Source organism: uncultured Campylobacter sp. (assembly GCF_937981295.1).
Lineage (GTDB): Bacteria > Campylobacterota > Campylobacteria > Campylobacterales > Campylobacteraceae > Campylobacter_B.
In genome coordinates, this window is the sequence record NZ_CALJPC010000033.1 from 1 (window position 1) to 1,258 (window position 1,258).

The following is a 1,258-nucleotide window of genomic DNA, read 5'->3' on the forward strand; positions in this document are numbered from 1 at the left end:
AGCTCGAATTTGATCGAGGGGAAGTTGGCGACCAAAGCGAGCGTGGGGTATGGCTACTCAAAGATTGAGGCGAATGCAAAATTTGACGCCCTTGCGCAGGGTATAAACACCGCGATAAGCGCCGCCGCAGCAGCTCAAAGCAGCGCAACCGGTAAGCTCGGTAAAGACGAGCAAGCCGCGGATAGCGCAAAATTAGGGGGAGCGGAAGCCGAGAAATTTCTGCGCGCCGACGCAAAAAGCGTCGCGGCTCTGGGCGTCGGCATTGGCGCGGACGGATCGGATATCGCACCGAGCGGAAACGATCTGCGGGTTTTCAGCGCAAAAAAAGGGGGCAAGGTCATCCTGCGCGGCATCGGAAGCGACGCCGTCGCGCGCGATATAAAACTCAATCCGAGCAATGCCGTAATCGAGCTTGGCGATTTCAAATTTCAAGGAAACCTCGGTGGAGCGAGCGCCGTTTTTGATCAGACGGCGCTGGTGCCGTTTTTTAAGGCGGATAATCTCTGGCGCGCCGTAAGCTTCGCAAAACTTGCAAGCGCGGTCTATGACGCAAATAAAACGGAGCTCGGCGAGGCGTTTGATAAAAAGTTGGATAAAGACAAAGCCGCGTCTGATAGCGCGAAACTAATCGGCGTGGAAGGGGCGAACTTTCACCGCAAAGACGGCGCAAACGGCTCGAAAATCACGACGATAACGAGCCTTGAGGTGGATTTAAGGCAGGGCGATAACTTCGTCCTTAATCCGAGCGCCCCCGGCACGCTCGCGCTAAAAAACGGCGCGGTCGGGCAGAGCGGAGCGCTGATAGTGCGAAACGCGACGAATATCACGGGCTACGATGCGGCGCTCGGCTTTCGAGTAGTGCCTACGGGGCTCAAGGCTACCGAGGTATTTGCATACTTCGTAGTGAGCGAAAACGAAATCAAAATAGGAAGGGTATGAGATGAAAATTTTATTTTTTGCGATGACGATAGGAATGGTCGCGGCCGTAGTGATATGGATGAGGGAAAAGCGCAAAAACAAAATATCGGCAAGACCGAGCGAATCACAGAAAAAGGACGATGATATGACACATATACTTATGCCCGCTGGCAGCGATGGAGATTTTAGAGGACTCGTGTATCAAAATAGCGGGTCAATTACGGCATATGAATCTGGAACAGCCATTGCCCTAAGTAATCTGAACGACGGCTTCAACGGAACGCTTGAGCTACGCGCAATTTTGATAGATTTTGCAGAAGCCGAAGGGGGTGTAGGAACC

1 protein-coding gene and 1 pseudogene are annotated in these 1,258 nt (G+C 52.9%); both read left to right on the forward strand.

The window, feature by feature from the left end:
• A pseudogene (locus Q0135_RS02910) lies at positions 1-939 on the forward strand (hypothetical protein); the annotation flags it as partial.
• Between the two features lies 1 nt (position 940).
• The coding region (locus Q0135_RS02915; protein WP_297988095.1) for a hypothetical protein at positions 941-1,258 on the forward strand (318 nt) is incomplete at its 3' end.